This window comes from Mycobacterium sp. E3298 (genome assembly GCF_001666895.1).
In the GTDB taxonomy this organism is placed as follows: Bacteria; Actinomycetota; Actinomycetes; order Mycobacteriales; family Mycobacteriaceae; genus Mycobacterium.
The window spans coordinates 1-1,085 of record NZ_LZJB01000423.1 but is presented as its reverse complement, the minus strand read 5'-3'; the positions used below and the strand labels follow the sequence as shown (position 1 = coordinate 1,085).

At 70.1% G+C, this 1,085-nt stretch carries 2 protein-coding genes; both read left to right on the top strand.

Translation table 11 applies throughout. The features are described from left to right. Positions 1-125: 125 nt before the first annotated feature. The gene (locus tag A9X05_RS20040; protein WP_067757370.1) at positions 126-605 is read left to right on the top strand and encodes a gamma-glutamylcyclotransferase; all 480 of its coding nucleotides are present in this window, start codon (positions 126-128) and stop codon (positions 603-605) included. A gap of 89 nt (positions 606-694) precedes the next feature. Beyond that, positions 695-1,085: alpha/beta hydrolase (locus A9X05_RS20035; RefSeq protein WP_197499141.1), on the top strand; the 391-nt coding region annotated here is incomplete at its 3' end.

Sequence of the window (1,085 nt, the reverse complement as noted above, 5' to 3'; positions counted from 1 at the left end):
CGCCATTGAACAGCGCGGCGACGATGCACGCCGCACGGCGGCGTGAGGAGAAGCCGCGCCATTGAACAGCGCGGCGAAACGCTTGGGAGAAGACCGCTCGTGCGGGTGACGTCTAAGATTTCCCCGTGCCGCTCTACGCCGCCTACGGGTCGAACATGGATCCTGAGCAGATGCTCAAGCGGGCACCCCATTCCCCGATGGCCGGAACCGGCTGGCTGCACGGCTGGCGCCTGACGTTCGGCGGCGAGGACATCGGCTGGGAAGGCGCGCTGGCCACGGTGGTCGAAGACCCGACCTCCAAGGTGTTCGTCGTCCTCTACGACATGACCCCGGCCGACGAGAACAACCTCGACCGGTGGGAGGGCTCGGAGTTCGGCGTCCACAAGAAGATCCGCTGCCGGGTGGAACGCATCTCGTCGGACACCAGCACCGACCCCGTGCTGGCCTGGCTGTACGTGCTCGACGCCTGGGAGGGCGGCCTGCCCTCGGCGCGATACCTGGGCGTGATGGCTGACGCCGCCGAAATCGCCGGAGCCCCAAGCGATTACGTGCACAACCTGCGCACCAGACCGGCCCACAACATCGGCCCGGGAACGGGCTCCTAGGGCCCGTGTCGATTCTCTCCAGACCAGTCGTCGCCGACGCACTGGCCCGCACTTTCGCCGCCGTCGTGAACCCGGCCCCCAAGGCCGCCGTGCGATTCCCCGAATTCCGCGGCCGGACCACCGAGGTCACCATCCCCGCCCGGCACGGCCCCGTACCGGCAACCGTCTACCACCCGCCGGCCGGCACGGCGAACCAGGCGGTCTACGTCAACGTGCACGGCGGGGGCTTCGTGGTCGGGCACCCCGAACAGGACGATCCCTGGTGCCGGTACCTGGCCGCCAACGCAGGCGTGGTGGTGATCAATCCCGACTACGTGCTGGCGCCGCGGCACCGCTTCCCGGCGGCGCCACACCAGGTCTACGACGTCGTCCGCTGGGCGGCCGACCCCGGCCGCGATTGGGACGGCGGCCGGCTGTGCGTCGGGGGCCAAAGCGCGGGCGGCAACCTCAGTGCCGCGGCAGCACGGCTGGCGCTGGAGA